Consider the following 18447-nt stretch of genomic DNA (forward strand, 5'->3'; position numbering starts at 1 on the left):
TCGCTCGCCGGCAGTGCTCAGACAGGCCGTACGCCGGTCAGCGCGCCATGCGGGTCGAGGACGTACTTACGGCTGGCGCCCTGGTCGAACTCGGCGTAGCCGCGCGGCGCGTCCTCCAGACCGATCACCGTCGCGTTGACGGCCTTGGCGATGTGCACCCGCTCGTGGAGGATCGCCTTCATCAGCCCCCGGTGGTACTGCATCACCGGACACTGACCTGTGGTGAAGCGGTGGCTCTTCGCCCACCCCAGACCGAGCCGCACCTTGAGCGTGCCGGTCCGCGCGTCCTGGTCGACCCCACCGGGATCGTCCGTGACGTACAGACCCGGGATGCCCAGCGAGCCGCCCGCGCGCGTGAGGCCCATCAGCGAGTTGAGGACCGTGGCGGGTGCCTCCGGGGCGTCGGGGCCGTGGGCCCGCGCCTCGAAGCCGACCGCGTCGACGGCCACGTCCACCTCCGGCTCGCCCAGGATCTGGTCGATCTGCTCGCCCACGTCGCCCTGGCTGACGTCGACCGTCTCGCAGCCGAAGCTCCTGGCCTGCGCGAGGCGTTCGGCGTTGAGGTCGCCGACGATGACGACGGCGGCGCCGAGCAGCTGCGCCGATGCGGCGGCGGCGAGACCGACCGGCCCCGCACCGGCCACGTACACCGTCGAGCCGACCCCGGCGCCCGCGCTCACCGCGCCGTGGAAGCCCGTCGGGAAGATGTCCGACAGCATGGTCAGATCGAGCAGTTTCTCCCGCGCCTGGTCCCGGTCGGGGAACCGCAGCAGATTGAAGTCCGCGTACGGGATCATCGCGTACTCCGCCTGACCGCCGACCCAGCCGCCCATGTCGACATAGCCGTAGGCCGCCCCGGGACGGGCCGGGTTGACGTTCAGACAGATGCCGGTCTTGCGCTCCTTGCAGTTGCGGCACCGCCCGCAGGCGATGTTGAAGGGCACCGAGACGATGTCCCCGACTTCGAGGAACTCGACGTCCGGGCCCCGCTCGATGACCTCTCCGGTGATTTCGTGCCCGAGGACGAGCCCCTCGGGCGCGGTCGTACGGCCGCGCACCATGTGCTGGTCGCTGCCGCAGATGTTGCTGGCGAGTACCTTCAGGATGACTCCGTGCCGGCACTTGCGGCCGATGTTCGCGGAGGCCACCCCTGGTCCGTCCTGCAGTTCGAGCGTCGGATGGTCGATGGTCCTGACTTCCACCGCGCCCGGCTTCAGGTACGCGACTGCCCTGTTCCCGCTCATACGTGATCGCCGTCCCTTCGGCCCCCGTGCCTTCGGATGCCAGTGGCTGTGCGCACGGCGGAGTCTGCTACCGGCGAACCGTTCCGGCCAGCCTTCGCGCGGGCCCCATCGGGCACATCACGGACGGGACTTCCCGAGCCGGGTGAGCAGCGCCAGCGCGCCGAGCGGCAGGAGAAGGCACGCGGCGACGGCGTTCAGCCAGCCGTAGCTCGCCTGGGCGACGACGAGTCCCGCGGCGGCCCCGCCGAGCCCCGCCGAGGCGTTCATGGTCAGGTCGGAGAGCCCCTGCGCGGCGGCGCGCGCCGGCTGGGGCACGGAGTCGGTCAGGAGCGCGGAGCCGGAGACGAGACCGGCGGACCAGCCGAGACCCAGCAGAAACAGCCCGGCGGCGGTCTGCCGGTGGTCGGCGCCGGCGGTGCCCGCGAGGAGGGCCGCACAGGCCAGCAGGGCCACGGCGAGGGCTATCCCCGAGAGCCGCCCGAACCGGTCGGACAGCCTTCCCATCAGGGGCGAGAACGCATACATCCCCGCGATGTGGACGCTGATGACGAGCCCGATCAGATCGATGCCCGCCCCGTGGTGGCCGAGGTCCAGTGGTGTCATCGACATGACCGAGACCATCGCCGTGTGCGACACCGCCACCGTCACCAGAGCCAGCCGCGCACGCGGGGACGCCCGGACGGCGGCCGCCCCCGCCCTGATGGACCGCGCCGCGGGGGACCGCTCCTCGACCGGTGCCAGCGCGCGGGCGGTGAGCAGCGGATCGGGCCGCAGCAGCACCGCGACCAGCAGCGCGGACATGAGGAACACGCCGGCCGCCCACACGAAGGGGCCCGCCGCCTCCGGTATGCCGAGCCCGGAGACGCTGCGGCCCGCGGGCGCGGCGATGTTGGGGCCGAGGACCGCGCCGATCGTGGTGGCCCACACGACGTTCGAGATGGCCCGTGCCCGTCGCTTCGGCTCGGCCAGATCGGCGGCGGCGAACCGCGCCTGCAGATTCGCCGACGAGGCGGCGCCGAAACCCGCCATGCCGACCAGCAGCAGCGGGAAGCTGCCCATGACCGCGCCCGCCACCACGATCCCGGCCCCCGACGCGCCGATGAGATAGGCCAGCACGAGCCCCGGCCGGCGACCGCGCGCGGTCATCAGGGCGGCCAGCGGCACCGACAGCACCGCCGTCCCGGTGACGGTCGCGGTGGGCGCGAGCCCGGCGAGCGACTCCGTACCGGCGACCTCCTGGGCCAGGACCACGGCGAGCGCGATGCCCGTGGCCACGCCGAGCCCGCCGAGGATCTGACTGGCGATGAGCACGGCGGAGGTCCGGCGCCGCAGCGCGGGCAGACCGGCCGCGTCGAAGGGCACGGCGACCGGCCGCTCGACAGCGGTCACCGCGAACACGCCCGAGCGAGCGGAACGAGGGCGCGCACACGGCCCGGATCCGCGAACGGCACCGGGTCGGACGCGTACACACGAGTGAAGTCGGGCGTGGTCACCGGCGCAGTCTCCCCCTCGTCCCGAGCCCAGGACACCCCCACGACAACAACGGCGACCCCGAAGCCGAGCCCTTCAAGGGCCCCTCGCCCCTAGAACAACGGCTCCGGCAGCACCCCTTCCAGTGCCAGGAGCTTCCGCTTGGTCTCCACGCCGCCTCCGAACCCGCCGATGCCGCCGTCCCTCTCCACGACCCGGTGACAGGGCACGACGACCGGCAGCGGATTGGCTCCCATGGCCATTCCCACCGCCTGGGCCGCCCCCGGCTGGCCGACGCGCCGCGCCAGATCGCCGTAGCCCACCACCGCCCCGTACGGAACGCCGGACGCCAGCTCGCGCAGCACCTGGCGGTTGAAGCCGGAGATCAGCGACCAGTCCAGGGGCAGCTCGAAGTCGCGGCGCTCGCCCGCGAAGTACGCCGCGAACTGACGTATCGCCTCGGTCAGCAGCGGGGACTCCGGCGCTTCGACGGGCTCGGTGGCGAACCGCGACGCGAGCCGCTCCAGGGTCTTGTCGCGCACCTCGTCCGAGGCGTGGAAGACCACGCAGACCAGGCCCTCGCCGGTCGCCGCCAGCAGCAGCGGGCCGATGGAGCTGTCGACGACGGCCCACACCACCCGCTGCTCGTCCCGCCCATGGCTGTTCATGCGCTCCACGGTACGGCGCACCACTGACAACGCCGGTGGCGCGGACGCGCACGGACGCCGGGGACGCGGACGCGTACGGGCGTCCGCGCCACCGGCGACGGGCGGTCGGAGACGGCCGGTCGGCGACCGGCCGTCGGCCCGCGGGCTCAGTCCTCGCGCAGCGCCTTCCGCACCACGTCGGGCTTGTTCGTGATGATGCCGTTCACACCGAGACCCGTGACACGCCGTGTGTCCGCAGCGGTGTCGACGGTCCAGGTGAAGATCTCCAGCGGCTTGCCGTGCGGCCCTTCGAGCGCGTGGATCGCGGCGACGTATCCGAGGGAGATCGTCGTGTGCGACGAGTTGATCTGGTCGGCGAACCGCGCGTACGCGGGCAGCTCCGCGACCGAGGGGGTGCCCAGGAAACCCGTCTTGATGTCGGGACGCAGGGCGTGCACCTTGCGCACACTGTCCGCGCTGAAGCTCTGGATCACCAGCTTGCGCCGCACATGGGCCGGGCCCAGCCAGCCCTCGTTGCTGAGGGTCTTGAGGGTCTCCCGCTCGATGCCCGGGTACAGCTCGGGGTTCTTGATCTCCAGGACGAGCTTCTGATGGTTGTGCGAGACCCGGTTCATGTACTGCTTCAGCGTCGGAACGCGAGCGCCCTTGTAGCGGGCGCTGAACCAGCTGCCCGCGTCCAGGCGGGCGATCTCCTTCGCGGTGAAGTCCTTCACCTTCCAGGGGGCCCGGTCGGGGAAGACCTCCTCCACATCGGTCGTACGGGCCAGGCTGTCGTCGTGGATCACGACGAGCTTGCCGTCCTTGGTGCGCTGGACGTCGTTCTCGACCCAGGTGAAGCCGAGACGGGCCGCCCGGTCGATGGCGGCGAGGGTGTTCTCGGGGGCTTGGGCCGAAGCTCCGCGGTGTGCGATGACCAGGGGCTGGTCGGTGCTCACGGCTGCGTGAGCGAAGGGGGCGGGGAGAACGACGGCGGCTCCCAGGAGCGCGGTGGTCGTGGCGGCGGCAGCGCGCGCGTGCATGCGTACTCCTAGCGTCTGCGATCACGGACGGTCTCAGAGTGACAGCAGGGGGTCAACTTTAGGGGGGTACAGGATGGCCATAAATTGAATGGAGTTGCCCAAGCCCGATCACGTGTGCCGCACAACTGGGGCAAGGTCGTGATTCTTTGCCGGAAAATCGTTCGACCGTTCAGGTGCGAGTCATACTCTCTGCGACAACCCTGGTCGCTGAGGCGCTCCTGGGGCGGGGGCATTTCACGGAATTCCGGGATGTAACAGGGCGGAAAGGCAACCGCGCATGCAGGGCACGGTCGACGGATTCAGCTACGGACTCGTCACGCCGCTCGTGGCGTATCTGATGGCGTGTCTCGGCGGAGCGCTCGGTCTGCGCTGCACCACGAGGTCGATGCTCGTCACCCGCTCCTGGCGGCCGGGCTGGCTCGCTCTCGGCTCCGCGGCGATCGGCTCCGGCATCTGGACCATGCACTTCATCGCGATGATGGGGTTCTCCGTCCGGGAGACCCCGGTGAACTACGACATGCTGATGACCTTCGCGAGCCTCGGCGTCGCGATCGTCATGGTCGGCATCGGCATCTTCATCGTCGGATACCGGGGAGCCTCCGGAACGGCCCTGTTCACCGGGGGCACCATCACCGGACTGGGCGTCGCCTCCATGCACTACCTGGGCATGGCCGGAATGCGCCTCAACGGGAAGCTTGAGTACAACACCCTCACCGTCGCCGCCTCGGTCGTCATAGCCGTCGCCGCCGCCATCGCCGCCCTGTGGGCGGCGGGACAGGTCCGCGGCTTCCTGTGGAGCGTGGGCGCGAGCCTCGTCATGGGCCTCGCCGTCAGCGGGATGCACTACACGGGCATGGCCGCCCTCAGCGTCCATCTGCACGGCGCCACCAGCGCCCCCGCCGGGGACTCGCCCGCCTCCCTGCTGGCGCCCCTGATGATCGGCCCGCTGGCCTTCCTGCTGCTCGCCGGCGTCGTCGTGATGTTCGACCCGCTGATGGTCATGGGCAAGCCCGACTGGAGCGCCGCCGAGCAGAAGCCCGGCATCCCGGCCCACACGGTCCACCCCACCCGGCGCGGGCACGTCCCCGGCCCGCGCTCCCGCCACCACGACGATTCACGGACCCCGCAGAACTGGTGAGAGGACCCCGTTGTCAGTGCGGGGTCGTACGGTTGATTCCATGCGGCCCGTATCCAAGATCGAACGCACGGTGGCGCCTTTCGAGGTCGTCAGTCCCTACCAGCCCAGCGGCGACCAGCCCGCTGCCATCGCTGACCTTGAGCGGCGCGTCCTCGCAGGTGAGAAGGACGTCGTCCTCCTCGGTGCCACCGGCACCGGAAAGTCCGCGACCACCGCGTGGATGATCGAGAAGCTCCAGCGCCCCACCCTCGTGATGGCGCCGAACAAGACGCTGGCCGCCCAGCTCGCCAACGAGTTCCGCGAGCTCCTGCCGAACAACGCCGTCGAGTACTTCGTCTCGTACTACGACTACTACCAGCCCGAGGCCTACGTCCCGCAGTCGGACACCTACATCGAGAAGGACTCCTCGATCAACGAGGAGGTGGAGCGACTGCGTCACTCCGCCACCAACTCGCTGCTCACCCGGCGCGACGTCGTCGTGGTCGCCTCGGTCTCCTGCATCTACGGCCTGGGCACGCCGCAGGAGTACGTGGACCGCATGGTCAACCTCAAGGTCGGCGACGAGATCGACCGCGACGACCTGCTCCGCCGCTTCGTCGACATCCAGTACACGCGCAACGACCTGGCCTTCACACGCGGCACCTTCCGCGTCCGCGGCGACACCATCGAGATCTTCCCGGTCTACGAGGAGCTGGCCGTCCGCATCGAGATGTTCGGTGACGAGATCGAGGCCCTGTCCACGCTGCACCCGCTCACCGGCGAGATCATCACCGACGACCAGCAGCTCTACATCTTCCCGGCCACCCACTACGTGGCAGGACCCGAGCGCCTGGAGCGCGCCGCCAACGACATCGAGAAGGAACTGGGCGAACGCCTGTCCGAGCTGGAGAAGCAGGGCAAGCTCCTGGAGGCCCAGCGGCTGCGCATGCGCACGACGTACGACCTGGAGATGCTCCGCCAGATCGGCTCCTGCTCCGGCGTCGAGAACTACTCGATGCACTTCGACGGCCGCGAGCCCGGCTCCCCGCCGAACACACTGCTCGACTACTTCCCGGACGACTTCCTGCTCGTCATCGACGAGTCGCACGTCACGGTGCCCCAGATCGGCGCGATGTACGAGGGCGACGCCTCCCGCAAGCGCACCCTCGTCGACCACGGCTTCCGGCTGCCCTCCGCCCTGGACAACCGCCCCCTGAAGTGGGAGGAGTTCCAGCAGCGCATCGGACAGGCCGTCTACCTGTCGGCGACACCCGGCAAGTACGAGCTCTCGCGCGGGGACGGCTTCGTCGAACAGATCATCCGCCCCACCGGCCTCGTCGACCCCGAGGTCGTCGTCAAGCCCACCGAGGGCCAGATCGACGACCTGGTGCACGAGATCCGCAAGCGCACCGAGAAGGACGAGCGCGTCCTGGTCACCACGCTCACCAAGAAGATGGCCGAGGACCTCACCGACTACTTCCTGGAGATGGGCATCCAGGTCCGGTACCTGCACAGTGACGTCGACACCCTGCGCCGGGTCGAACTGCTGCGTGAGCTGCGCGCCGGTGAGTACGACGTCCTCGTCGGCATCAACCTCCTCAGGGAGGGCCTCGACCTGCCCGAGGTCTCCCTCGTGTCGATCCTCGACGCCGACAAGGAGGGCTTCCTGCGCTCCGGCACCTCGCTGATCCAGACCATCGGCCGCGCGGCGCGCAACGTGTCAGGCCAGGTCCACATGTACGCCGACAAGATCACCCCGGCGATGGAGAAGGCCATCGAGGAGACCAACCGCCGCCGGGAGAAGCAGGTCGCGTACAACACGGAGCGGGGCATCGACCCTCAGCCCCTCCGCAAGAGGATCAACGACATCGTGGCGCAGATCGCCCGCGAGGACGTCGACACGGAGCAGCTGCTCGGCTCGGGCTACCGCAAGGCGAAGGACGGCAAGAGCGCCAAGGCCCCCGTGCCCGCGCTGGGGTCCAAGGCGGCCAAGGGAGCCACGTCCGGCAAGGACAAGGCGACCGTGCCGACCGATCGCCCCGCGGCGGAACTCAGCGGGCAGATCGAGGAGATGACGGAGCGGATGCGCGCCGCCGCCGCGGACCTCCAGTTCGAGATCGCCGCGCGGCTGCGCGACGAGGTCTCGGAGATGAAGAAGGAGCTGCGGCAGATGAAGGAGGCCGGTATCGCCTGACGCCCGCCCACCGCACAGTGTTGCAAGACCGACACAAAGTGTGCACCGGGCTTCGAGGGTGTCAGTGGCTCTGCGTAGGGTTGCTGGTCAACCGCAGGATTCTGCGGCAACAGGGGAGACAGTCCGAGAAGGGAACAGCGCGTGACGGTCAACATGACCAAGGGTCAGGCCATCAGTCTGCAGAAGAACGACGGAGGCACGCTGACCGCGGTGCGCATGGGGCTCGGCTGGCAGGCCGCCCCGCGACGTGGCCTGTTCGGCTCGCGCACCCGCGAGATCGACCTCGACGCGTCCGCCGTGCTGTTCGCCGACAAGCAGCCGGTCGACGTGGTGTTCTTCCGCCACCTCGTCAGCGACGACGGCTCCGTGCGGCACACCGGTGACAACCTCGTGGGCGGTGCGGGTCAGGGCGGCGACGACGAGTCCATCCTCGTCGACCTCGCGCGCGTCCCGGTCCACATCGACCAGATCGTCTTCACCGTGAACTCGTTCACGGGCCAGACGTTCCAGGAGGTGCAGGACGCGTTCTGCCGTCTGGTCGACGAGACCAACGGCCAGGAGCTCGCCCGCTACACCCTGGCGGGTGGCGGTCAGTACACCGCGCAGATCATGGCGAAGGTCCACCGCGCGGGCGCGGGCTGGCAGATGACGGCCCTCGGCACGCCTGCCAACGGCCGTACCTTCCAGGACCTGATGCCGGCGATCCTGCCGCACCTGTAGTCAAGTCCGGCCAGCCGGCCCGGCGCCGGCACATGAGCACACAGGGGGAACGAAGGCGATGACGGCTGAGCTGGTCCGGGGGCAGAACCACCCGCTTTCCCAGGCCCGACTTGAGATCCGGGTGTCGGCCGGCAAGCCGGTCGTGGCCGGGGCCACGCTCAGCGACGAGCGCGGCAAGGTGCACGGAGTCGAGTGGGTGGCCCATCCGGGCTCACCCACTCTGCCGGGCATAGAGGTGTCCAAGCAGGCCGCCGCCGATCACCGGCTGGCCTGCGACCTGGACGCCCTGCCGGAGACCGTGCACCGGGTCAGCGTGCTCCTGGCCCTGCCGTCCGGAGTGGGCGGCCCGGTCCGGTTCGGGGCCGTCGCCGCTCCCTTCGTCGCGGTCACCGGACTCGACGGCTCCGAGGTCGCCAGCTACACGGTCACCGGTCTCGACGCCGAGTCGGCCGTCGTCGCACTGGAGCTCTACCGCAGGCAGGGCGCCTGGAAGGTGCGCGCCGTGGGCCAGGGGTACGCGGGCGGCCTCGCCGAGCTCCTCACCGACCAGGGCCTTCCCCAGGCCCGTCAACTCGCGGGCAGTATCAACGAGGCGGTCGTCCAGGGCCTCGCGCGCTCGGTGGCGGCGCCACCGCCGCGCGCGGCCGACGGCGACCGCTCCCGGCACGCCGCGGCACCCGCGCTGGGACAGGACCAGAGCGGCTCGACGTCCCCCGGCACGCCCGGCCAGGTGTCACCGCAGCACGGACACCCCGGCGGGCAGGGGGCCACCGCGCCCGGCGGCGGGTCCGGGGCACCGCAGCCCGCGTACCCGTCGGCCTCCGCACCGGCGGACCCGTCCGCCGTGACACAGCCCGCCGGTCCCGGAGCCGGCGGCCCCGTCAACTACAGCCACCCCGGCCGGCAGGCCGCCGCACCCTCCGCCCCCGCCCACCGCGCCCCCGGCCCAGCCGGGGCAGCCCGCACAGCCCGTGGCGGGCGACGCGACCGGCTGGTCCATGGAGGAGCGCCTGTACAACCAGGTGTGGGGCATGTTCGAGGACCTGGCCCGCACCACCGCCGCGTACCGCAGCGCGGTCGACTTCGCCGAGTCCCGCATGGAGCAGGAGCTCGACAAGGTCCTGTCCGACCCGCGCGCCCGGATCGGCGGACAGGGCGACGCCGCCCGCGAGGCGGCCCGCGCCAAGCAGGCCGAGCTGGTCGACCGGGCCAGGGAGGCGCTCGACCGAGACCTCGCCCAGCTCACCGCGGAGGCCGAGGTCGTCGAACCGGCACTGCCACCCGCGTTCGCCCGCTGGGACAACCCCTCCTGGCACGGCTACCGCGTCCCGATGGAGATCCCCATGGCCGTGCGCCTGGGAGACCTGCACCTGCCCGAGAGCGCAGGCCTCAGCATTCCGATGCTGGTGCGGCTGCCGCTGGAGCGCGGACTGTGGATCGACAGCGGCCGTACGGCGTCCTTCGAGGGTTCGATCGCGGACTCCGACGACCTGCGCCGCCTCGCCATGGACACGGCCGTGGCGCACGCGGCCCGGCTGCTCGCCGTCTATCCGGCGGGCGAATACACCGTGCACGTCATCGACGCGGCGGGCTCGGCGGCCTCGTCCCTCGCGCCGCTGGTGACCACCGGGGTGCTCGCCGCGCCGCCCGCCGTGGGCGCCGCGGGGGTGAACGAGGTGCTGGCCCGGCTGACCCAGCGGGTCGACCTGGTGCAGATGGCCATCCGGGGCGGGGCGGCCGACTCACTGCCGTCCGATCTCGACCCGGCCGAGCAACTGCTGATCGTCAACGACTTCCCGCACGGCTTCGACGACCGTGCCGTGACCCAGCTGCGCTATCTCGCGGACGAGGGACCCGCCGTCGGGGTGCACCTCATGCTGGTCGCCGACCGGGAGGACGCCGCCGCCTACGGGCCGCTGCTCGACCCGCTGTGGAGGTCTTTGCTCCGGCTCACGCCGGTGCCCGACGACCACCTCGCCGACCCCTGGGTCGGACACACCTGGACCTACGACCCCTCGCGTGTCCCGCCCGGCAGCCAGGTGCTCCAGCACGTCCTCACCCAGGTCGCGACCGCCCGTCGCTCCTGGAACCGCTGAGGTCCACCGGGGTTCACCCGCTGAGCCCCGTCAGGCCCTCCCAAGCTTTCCCATGGGTTCGTCAAGTCCTCTGACCAGCACACTTGTCCTTTTCTTTACCAATCTCTTTACCTTTCCTTGGTGATTGGGGTACTGTCATGAGTGCGGAGGGGAGTACTCCCTACCTACTGCGACGTACCCGTCAATACGGATCCGGCCGGATCCCGGGGCGTCGGCCCGGATAACCCCGGGCGCATCAAGCGCCCCGGACACATCGGGTGGAAGAGACCTCCAGCAGCGACGACGCTGACATTTGCCGTTACGAACTGCCGGAGGCGCAGTGGATGTTTCCGTGACCCTTTGGGTCCTGACGATCGTGGGCCTAGCAGCCCTCATCGCGGTCGATTTCTTTATCGGCCGCAAGCCGCACGACGTATCCATCAAGGAAGCCGGGATCTGGACGGTCGTCTGGATCGTCCTGGCCGCGCTGTTCGGACTCGGACTGCTGCTCTTCTCCGGCGGCCAGCCCGCCGGTGAGTTCTTCGCCGGCTTCATCACCGAGAAGTCGCTGAGCGTCGACAACCTCTTCGTCTTCGTCCTGATCATGGCGAAGTTCGCGGTGCCCACGCAGTACCAGCAGCGCGTACTGCTGATCGGTGTGCTCATTGCCCTCGTCCTGCGCGCGGTCTTCATCGCCGCGGGTGCCGCGATCCTGGCGAGCTTCGCGTGGGTCTTCTACATCTTCGGCGCGTTCCTCATCTACACCGCGTGGAAGCTGATCCAGGAAGCCCGCGCCGACGACGAGGACGAGGAGTTCGAGGAGAACCGGCTGCTCAAGGCTGCCGAGCGCCGCTTCGGTGTCGCCGACCGATACCACGGCACCAAGCTGTGGATCCAGGAGAACGGCAAGCGGGTCATGACCCCGATGCTGGTCGTGATGCTCGCGATCGGCACCACCGACGTGCTCTTCGCACTCGACTCGATCCCCGCGATCTTCGGCCTCACGCAGGACCCGTACATCGTGTTCACGGCCAACGCGTTCGCGCTCATGGGCCTGCGACAGCTGTACTTCCTCATCGGCGGACTGCTCAGGAAGCTGGTCCACCTCAGCTACGGCCTGTCGGTCATCCTCGGATTCATCGGCATCAAGCTGGTGCTGCACGCGCTGCACGAGTCCGGCGTCCATGTCCCGGAGATCTCCATCCCCGTCTCCCTCGGCGTGATCTGCGGTGTCCTCGTGATCACCACGATCACCAGCCTCATGGCCTCCAAGAAGCAGGCTGCCGCAGAGGCGCAGCAGACCGAAGGCCCTCAGAAGGGCGACGGGTCCCAGAAGGACAGCATCGACGTCTGACCGCGTCGGACGTAGAAACAACCAGCACCGGGAGCGACGCTCGGCGAATTGCCGACGACCGCTCCCGGTGCTTGCTTGTGTGCTGAGCGGTCCCCGGCCCGGGGGCGCCCGGCCGAGTGGAGGTACCCATGAAGTTCGCGCAGATCATCGACTTCGAGACCGAGCGCATCGACGAACTGCGGGAGCTGGTCCGCGAGGCCGAGAAGGGCTCGGCCGGACACAGCGGCGGCCCCACGCACCGTATGGTCCTGCAGGACCGGAACACACCGAACCGCTACTTCGTGGTCCTTGAGTTCGAGTCGTTCGACGAGGCGATGCGCAACAGCCAGGACCCCGGAACGACCAGGATGGCGGAGCGCATGGCGGAGCTGTGCAGCCGGCCGCCCCGGTTCACCGACTGCGACGTACGCGAGTCGTCCGAGCTGAAGTAGGCACTGAACCGGCAACCGGGGCAGCAGGGGTGCCCGCGGCGAGGGCACCGGGCACGGCTCCGAGTTCCGCGCTCCGCCAGCCGCCGGAGTGCGGGGCTCGCGTGTGGCTGCGACGATCGCTGCATGATCGTTCGGCTTCGGTCACTCGCGACGCAGTGGACGGCCGTCGTGCCCGTGATCGCGATCGTCCTGCTTGCCCTCACCTGGGGGCGTGGTCTGCCCGGCGTGATCGTGGCCCTGGTGACGCTGGTGCTGGCCGGCGCCGTGCTGGCCGCGGTCCACCACGCCGAGGTGGTCGCCCACCGGGTCGGGGAACCCTTCGGCTCACTGGTCCTCGCCGTCGCCGTCACGATCATCGAGGTGGCGCTGATCGTCACTCTCATGGCGGACGGCGGGGACAAGAGCGCCACACTGGCCCGTGACACCGTTTTCGCGGCCGTGATGATCACCTGCAACGGCATCGTCGGCCTGAGCCTGCTCGTCGCCTCCCTGCGGCACGGCCTGGCCGTCTTCAACGCGGAGGGCACCGGCGCCGCCCTCGCGACCGTGGCGACCCTGGCGACGCTCAGCCTGGTGCTGCCGACCTTCACCACCAGCAAGCCGGGGCCGGAGTTCTCCACGGCCCAGCTCACCTTCGCCGCGCTTTCGTCGCTCGTCCTGTACGGCATGTTCGTGGCCACACAGACCGTGCGGCACCGCGACTACTTCCTGCCGATCACCCGGCAGGGGGAGGTGATCGACGCGGACGACCACGCCGACACCCCGACCTCCAGGACCGCCCTGATCAGTCTGGGCTTTCTCGGCGTGGCGCTCGTCGGCGTGGTCGGACTCGCCAAGGGCGTCTCGCCCACCATCGAGTCCGGCGTGGAGGCGGCCGGGATGCCGCACGCCGTGGTCGGCGTGGTCATCGCTCTGCTCGTGCTGCTCCCCGAGACGATCGCCGCGCTGCGGTCCGCCCGACGAGACCGGGTGCAGACCAGTCTGAACCTCGCTCTCGGCTCGGCGATGGCGAGCATCGGCCTGACCATCCCGGCCGTGGCGGTCGCGTCCATCTGGCTCTCCGGCCCTCTCGTTCTCGGCCTGAGCTCGACCCATATGGTGCTGCTCACGCTGACCGTGGTGGTCAGCTCGCTCACGGTGGTCCCCGGCCGGGCGACCCCGCTGCAGGGCGGGGTGCATCTGGTGCTGTTCGCGGCGTATCTGGAGCTTGCGATCAATCCGTAGGAGCCGGGAGCCGGGAGCCAGGAGGCGGGGCTGGGAGCGGCGTACGTACACCGGCGGCAGGACTCGCGGAGTCAGTGCGCGTAAACGCTTGCGCAAGCGTTTACGCGTGAACAAGAACGCGAGCGCGACCGCCGACGCCGCTCAGCTCGTCGCCGGTTCCACCGCCGCCACCTTCACGAACCGTGTCTCCGGGAGCAGCGCGAAGCAGCCGAGGCTGAGCAGCGCGATGCCCGTCAGATAGGCGGCCACGCCCCACGGGACCCGCCCGCTCTGGTCGGCGATCGCGGTCGCCACAATTGGGGTGAGCGCGCCCCCGAGCACCCCGCCCAGGTTGTAGCCCACCGCCGCGCCCGTGCAGCGCACCCGCGGCTCGTACAACTCCGGCAGATACGCGGCGATCACGGCGAACATCGTCACGAACGAGATCAGGGCCACCAGGAAACCGAGGAACATCAGCAGCGGTTCGCCCGTCGACAGCAGCGCGATCATCGGGAACATCCACACGGCGGCGCCCGCGCAGCCGGCCAGGCACAGGGGCCGCCGCCCGTACCGGTCGCTCAGAACGGCCACCAGGGGAGTGAGCGCACCCTTCACCACGACGGCCGCCATGATGATGGCCAGCATGACGGTACGGCTCACCCCGAGCCGTTCGGTCGCGTAGGCGAGGGACCAGGTCGTCACCGCGTAGAACAGCGCGTATCCCACGGAGAGCGCCCCGGCGGTCAGCAGGACGAGACGCCAGTGGCCGCGGACCACCTCGACGAGCGGCACGCGCGCGTGCTCCCGCATTTCGAGGAACCTCGGGCTCTCGGCGAGCGAGGAGCGCAGCCACAGCCCGGCCGCCGCCAGGACGCCCGCCGCCCAGAACGGCACCCGCCAGCCCCAGGACGCGAACTGCGCGTCGGAGAGCATCGCCGACAGCGCCAGCATCACGCCGTTGGCGAGGACGAACCCCAGTGCCGGCCCGATCTGCGGGAAGCTCGACCACAGTCCGCGACGGTCCGGGGGCGCGTGCTCGGCGGTCAGCAGCACCGCCCCGCCCCACTCCCCGCCGAGCCCGAGTCCCTGCAGAAAACGCAGCACGAGGAGCAGCACGGGAGCGGCCGTACCGATGGAGGCGTACGTCGGTACGCAGCCGACCGCGACGGTCGAGGCGCCGGTCAGCAGCAGGGAGGCGACGAGCACGGGCCGCCGGCCGTGCCGGTCCCCGATGTGCCCGAACAGGACCGAGCCGAGGGGCCGTGCCACGAACCCGACACCGAAGGTTCCGAAGGCCGCCAGGGTCCCCGCCAGCGGCGAGAACGTCGGGAAGAACAGCGGGCCGAGGACGAGCGCCGCCGCCGTCCCGTAGATGAAGAAGTCGTAGAACTCGATGGCCGTCCCGGCGAGTGCCGCGGCCGCGAGTCGCAGCATGGAAGGGGGCTTTACTGTGCGTGCACGGTGCATGCCGCGTCAACTACCCACGGTCACCACGGGTTACGGGGGCGCGCGGGGGCCCGGGCGGCCTCGGTGCGCCCCCGTCACGCGCCGGGCACCCCAGGGGGCCCGTTCCGGTGTCCGCGCACCGTGATAGACCGGGTCCGAGCAGCGGTCCTGAACGGGCCGACCCATCCGATCGGACCGGAGGAACCGTGCCCCGCACCCTGGCCAGCGCCCCCATCATGATTCTCAACGGCCCCAACCTGAACCTCCTGGGCCAGCGGCAGCCGGAGATCTACGGTTCCGACACCCTCGCCGACGTAGAGGCGTTGTGCGCCAAGGCGGCGGCCGCGCACGGCGGGACGGTCGACTTCCGGCAGTCCAACCACGAGGGCGAACTGGTCGACTGGATCCACGAGGCACGCCTGAACCACTCCGGCATCGTGATCAACCCGGGCGCCTACTCGCACACCTCCGTGGCGATCCTGGACGCCCTCAACACCTGTGACGGCCTGCCCGTGTTGGAGGTCCACATCTCCAACATCCATCAGCGCGAGGCCTTCCGGCACCACTCGTACGTCTCCCTCCGCGCCGACGGTGTCATCGCGGGCTGCGGAGTGCAGGGGTACGTGTTCGGCGTCGAGCGGGTCGCGGCGCTGGCGGGGACGGGGCAGGCGGAGGCCTGACGGTGGACGGCGGACCGCGGTCGATGTCAGTGGCGGGTGCCACCATCGACACATGACCGTTCAGAGCCGTCCCGCCTCCACGATCCGGCGCAGGAAACGCCGCGTGCGCTCCTCCCGGGGCTCGCCGAAGACCTCCTCGGCCGTGCCGCGCTCCAGCACGACCCCGCCGTCGAGGAAGCAGACCTGGTCCGCGACATCCCGGGCGAAGCCCATCTCGTGCGTGGCCAGCACCATGGTCATGCCGTCCTCCTTCAAGTCCCGGACGACGTTCAGGACCTCACCCACCAGCTCCGGGTCGAGCGCGGCCGTGACCTCGTCGAGGAGCAGCAGCCGGGGGCGTACGGCCAGGGCCCGGACGATCGCGGCCCGCTGCTGCTGGCCGCCGCTCAGCCGGTCCGGGTACTCGCCGGCCTTGGCGCCCAGCCCCAGCCGGTCGAGCAGCTCACGGGCGCGCGCCTCGGCCTCGGCCCGCCCCGTGCCGTGCACGCGCCGCGGGGCGAGCGTGATGTTCTCCAGGACGGTCATGTGCGGGAACAGGTTGTACGCCTGGAAGACCACGCCGATACGGCGGCGCACGGCGTCCTGGTCGGCCCGCGGATCGGTGATCTCCTCGTCGTCCAGCCAGATGGCGCCGTCGTCGATCTCCTCCAGGAGGTTCGCACAGCGCAGCAGCGTGGACTTGCCGGAGCCGGAGGCCCCGATCAGCGCCGTCACCGTGTGCGGAGCGACCTCCAGGTCGACGTCACGCAGGACGACCGAGCCGCCGAAGGACTTGCGGACGGCCTCCATACGCAGCACGGGAGGCGGCACCGGTGCAGCAGGCTCCGTGGCCGTTCCGCCGGTCGCACCACCGGTCGTCCCGCTCATATGGTTCCTCCTTGTGCCCGCCGGCGGTCCATCCGTGCCGTGACCCAGTCCGTGAAACGGGTCATCGGAATGGTCAGCGCGACGAAGACCAGCCCCGCGACGATGTACGGCGTGTAGTTGAGACTGCGTCCCACGATGATGTCCGCGGCACGCACGGCGTCGACCGCGCCGCCGATCGAGACGAGCCCGGTGTCCTTCTGCAGGGACACCAGGTCGTTGAGGAGCGGCGGCACCTGGCGGCGTACGGCCTGGGGGAGGACGACGTACCGCAGTGCCTGACGGTTGCTCAGCCCGAGCGAGCGTGCCGCGGCCCGCTGCGAGGGGTGCACGGACTCGATGCCGGCGCGGAACACCTCGGCGACGTACGCGGAGTACGTCAGGGTGAGCGCCGTGCCGCCCAGCAGCACCGGATCCACCGTGATGCCCTGCAACCGCAGCGCGGGCACGCCCAGGACCACGATCATCAGGTTGATGATCAGCGGAAGGCCACGGAAGAAGTCGGTGTACGCGGCGGCCAGCGCCCGCAGCGGGAAGAACACCGGGCCGCGCAGGGTGCGGGCGACGGCGATCAGCATGCCGAGGACGAGGACCGCCACGCCGCACACCAACAGCAGCCGGACGTTCAGCCACAGGCCTTCGAGGACCTTGGGGAACGCCTCGCGCGCGTACTGCGCGTCGAAGAACGTCTCCTTGGTGCGCGGCCAGCCGGGCGCGTTGACGACGACGAGGTAGAGGACGACGGCGGTCACCAGGGTGGAGAGCGCGGCGATCGCCGTCGCGCGCCGGGCACGGGAGCGTCTGTGGCGTTCCCGCTCGATCCGCCGCCGCGAGGGGACGTACGGATCATGCGCGTCCTCCTCGGCAGGGTCCCCGCCGGTATCCCCGCCCGACTCCTCCTTGGCGAACGTCACTTGAGCACCGGCGCGTCCACGGCGTCGGACAGCCACTGCTTCTCGATGGCGGCGAGGGAACCGTCCTCGCGCAGGGCGTCCACGGCGTCGGTCACACACGACGTGAGCGCACTGCCCTTGTCCAGCACGAGCCCGAACTGCTCCGGCGTGCCGCCCTGGTTCTCGAACTGCCCGACGATCCTCGCGTCCGTGACCTCGGCCGCGGTGATGTAGAACGCGGTCGGCAGGTCGACCACGATGGCGTCCACCTGCCCGTTCTTCAGCGCGGACTTGGCCTGGTCGTTCTTCGCGTACGCGGCCGGATCCTCCGTCGGCTTCACCACGTCGTCGATGTAGTCGAGACTGGTCGTGCCGACCTGGGCGCCCAGCTTGACGTTCTTCAGGTCGGCGACGCTCTTCGCCCCGGCGGCCTTGGAGCCCTTCAGCGCGACGACCGCCTGGCGTACGTCGTAGTAGCCGGACGAGAAATCGACGGCCTTCTTGCGCTCGTCGCTGATCGACACCTGGTTGATGTCGAAGTCGAAGGTCTTCTCACCGGGCGCGAAGGCCTTGTTGAAGGGCACGCTCTGCCAGACGACGTCGCCCTTGTCGTAGCCGAGTTGCTTCGCGACGGCGTACGCGACGGCCGACTCGAAACCTTCACCGCCGGCCGGCTTGCCGTCCTTGAACCACGGCTCGTACGCGGGCTCGTCCGTCGCGATCGTCAGCTTCCCGGAGACCTCGGTGGCCAGGTCGCCCTCGGCGCACGACGCGGGGGAGGACGTGTCGGAGGCCTTGTCCTCGGACTGCGGCGCGCAGCCGACGGCGACGGCGAGCAGAGCGACGGCGGTGGTGGTGAGAGCCCCGCGCAGGGTGCTTCGAGCAGGATGCATGGCGGGAGAGTGGCAGGGCGCGGGCCCGGCTGTCGAGGTCACGGCGACAACCGTCCGCATAGTGGGAACGGGTGTTGCAATGCTGTGAACTGGGGTGACATCGGCGGTGTTTCGCGATTGCGGCGCCCGGGGCGGTGGCCGCCGGACGTCGGCCACCGCTGCCGGGTGGAGCCGCC

General features: G+C 70.2%; 15 protein-coding genes and 1 pseudogene. 8 read left to right on the forward strand and 8 right to left on the reverse strand.

Annotated elements, in window-relative coordinates:
- Positions 1-17: 17 nt before the first annotated feature.
- The 4 genes from fdhA to J8N05_RS16750 form a co-directional block, all read right to left on the reverse strand.
- On the reverse strand, positions 18-1244 hold the full coding sequence (gene fdhA, locus J8N05_RS16735) for a formaldehyde dehydrogenase, glutathione-independent (RefSeq protein WP_210883655.1): 1227 nt from the start codon (positions 1242-1244) through the stop codon (positions 18-20).
- A gap of 117 nt (positions 1245-1361) precedes the next feature.
- Complete coding sequence (locus J8N05_RS16740; RefSeq protein WP_210883656.1) at positions 1362-2633, reverse strand: MFS transporter; 1272 nt, start codon at positions 2631-2633, stop codon at positions 1362-1364.
- Positions 2634-2827: 194 nt separating this feature from the next.
- Positions 2828-3382, reverse strand: a complete 555-nt coding sequence (locus J8N05_RS16745) for a methylated-DNA--[protein]-cysteine S-methyltransferase (protein WP_210883658.1) — start codon at positions 3380-3382, stop codon at positions 2828-2830.
- A 146-nt stretch (positions 3383-3528) separates the two neighbouring features.
- Positions 3529-4401 (reverse strand): glycerophosphodiester phosphodiesterase, encoded by an 873-nt coding sequence (locus tag J8N05_RS16750; protein WP_210883659.1) that lies wholly within the window; start codon positions 4399-4401, stop codon positions 3529-3531.
- 277 nt (positions 4402-4678) lie between these two features.
- Here J8N05_RS16750 and J8N05_RS16755 point away from each other — a divergent pair, with 277 nt between their 5' ends.
- From J8N05_RS16755 to J8N05_RS16785, 7 genes and pseudogenes are all read left to right on the forward strand, one after another.
- Positions 4679-5539, forward strand: coding sequence for an MHYT domain-containing protein (locus J8N05_RS16755; RefSeq protein ID WP_210883660.1), 861 nt, complete (start codon positions 4679-4681; stop codon positions 5537-5539).
- Positions 5540-5579: 40 nt separating this feature from the next.
- Positions 5580-7712, forward strand: coding sequence for an excinuclease ABC subunit UvrB (gene uvrB, locus J8N05_RS16760; protein WP_210883661.1), 2133 nt, complete (start codon positions 5580-5582; stop codon positions 7710-7712).
- A gap of 141 nt (positions 7713-7853) precedes the next feature.
- Positions 7854-8432: a TerD family protein gene (locus tag J8N05_RS16765; RefSeq protein WP_210883662.1), complete on the forward strand. Its 579-nt coding sequence runs from the start codon at positions 7854-7856 to the stop codon at positions 8430-8432.
- A 58-nt stretch (positions 8433-8490) separates the two neighbouring features.
- Positions 8491-10528 (forward strand): annotated as a pseudogene (locus tag J8N05_RS16770) (TerD family protein).
- Between the two features lie 319 nt (positions 10529-10847).
- Complete coding sequence (locus tag J8N05_RS16775; protein ID WP_210883663.1) at positions 10848-11861, forward strand: TerC family protein; 1014 nt, start codon at positions 10848-10850, stop codon at positions 11859-11861.
- 128 nt (positions 11862-11989) lie between these two features.
- Positions 11990-12292 carry a hypothetical protein gene (locus J8N05_RS16780; protein WP_210883664.1) on the forward strand — a complete coding sequence of 101 codons (303 nt, stop codon included), beginning with the start codon at positions 11990-11992 and terminating at the stop codon, positions 12290-12292.
- A gap of 123 nt (positions 12293-12415) precedes the next feature.
- Positions 12416-13516 carry a calcium:proton antiporter gene (locus J8N05_RS16785; protein WP_210883666.1) on the forward strand — a complete coding sequence of 367 codons (1101 nt, stop codon included), beginning with the start codon at positions 12416-12418 and terminating at the stop codon, positions 13514-13516.
- A 141-nt stretch (positions 13517-13657) separates the two neighbouring features.
- Here J8N05_RS16785 and J8N05_RS16790 read toward each other — a convergent pair whose 3' ends face one another.
- Positions 13658-14962: an MFS transporter gene (locus J8N05_RS16790; RefSeq protein ID WP_210883668.1), complete on the reverse strand. Its 1305-nt coding sequence runs from the start codon at positions 14960-14962 to the stop codon at positions 13658-13660.
- Positions 14963-15147: 185 nt separating this feature from the next.
- On the opposite strand from J8N05_RS16790, the gene aroQ reads away from it, so the two are divergent.
- On the forward strand, positions 15148-15621 hold the full coding sequence (gene aroQ / locus J8N05_RS16795; RefSeq protein ID WP_210883669.1) for a type II 3-dehydroquinate dehydratase: 474 nt from the start codon (positions 15148-15150) through the stop codon (positions 15619-15621).
- A gap of 60 nt (positions 15622-15681) precedes the next feature.
- Here the strand turns inward: aroQ and J8N05_RS16800 are convergent, their stop codons facing one another.
- The 3 genes from J8N05_RS16800 to J8N05_RS16810 form a co-directional block, all read right to left on the reverse strand.
- Complete coding sequence (locus J8N05_RS16800) at positions 15682-16410, reverse strand: amino acid ABC transporter ATP-binding protein (RefSeq protein ID WP_282108188.1); 729 nt, start codon at positions 16408-16410, stop codon at positions 15682-15684.
- Positions 16411-16484: 74 nt separating this feature from the next.
- Positions 16485-17399 (reverse strand): amino acid ABC transporter permease, encoded by a 915-nt coding sequence (locus J8N05_RS16805; protein ID WP_210883671.1) that lies wholly within the window; start codon positions 17397-17399, stop codon positions 16485-16487.
- On the reverse strand, positions 17396-18271 hold the full coding sequence (locus tag J8N05_RS16810; protein WP_210883673.1) for an ABC transporter substrate-binding protein: 876 nt from the start codon (positions 18269-18271) through the stop codon (positions 17396-17398). Before J8N05_RS16810 ends, J8N05_RS16805 begins: the two co-directional genes overlap by 4 nt.
- Between the last annotated feature and the right edge of the window lie 176 nt (positions 18272-18447).

Source organism: Streptomyces liliiviolaceus (assembly GCF_018070025.1).
Taxonomy (GTDB): domain Bacteria; phylum Actinomycetota; class Actinomycetes; order Streptomycetales; family Streptomycetaceae; genus Streptomyces; species Streptomyces liliiviolaceus.

Coding starts and splice junctions, on each gene's coding strand:
- J8N05_RS16780 (WP_210883664.1), top strand. CDS start 11,990: ATGAAGTTCGCGCAGATCATCGACTTCGAGACCGAGCGCATCGACGAA.
- J8N05_RS16750 (WP_210883659.1), bottom strand. CDS start 4,401: ATGCACGCGCGCGCTGCCGCCGCCACGACCACCGCGCTCCTGGGAGCC.
- uvrB (WP_210883661.1), top strand. CDS start 5,580: ATGCGGCCCGTATCCAAGATCGAACGCACGGTGGCGCCTTTCGAGGTC.
- J8N05_RS16785 (WP_210883666.1), top strand. CDS start 12,416: ATGATCGTTCGGCTTCGGTCACTCGCGACGCAGTGGACGGCCGTCGTG.
- J8N05_RS16745 (WP_210883658.1), bottom strand. CDS start 3,382: ATGAACAGCCATGGGCGGGACGAGCAGCGGGTGGTGTGGGCCGTCGTC.
- J8N05_RS16810 (WP_210883673.1), bottom strand. CDS start 18,271: ATGCATCCTGCTCGAAGCACCCTGCGCGGGGCTCTCACCACCACCGCC.
- J8N05_RS16800 (WP_282108188.1), bottom strand. CDS start 16,410: ATGGAGGCCGTCCGCAAGTCCTTCGGCGGCTCGGTCGTCCTGCGTGAC.
- J8N05_RS16755 (WP_210883660.1), top strand. CDS start 4,679: ATGCAGGGCACGGTCGACGGATTCAGCTACGGACTCGTCACGCCGCTC.
- fdhA (WP_210883655.1), bottom strand. CDS start 1,244: ATGAGCGGGAACAGGGCAGTCGCGTACCTGAAGCCGGGCGCGGTGGAA.
- J8N05_RS16790 (WP_210883668.1), bottom strand. CDS start 14,962: ATGCACCGTGCACGCACAGTAAAGCCCCCTTCCATGCTGCGACTCGCG.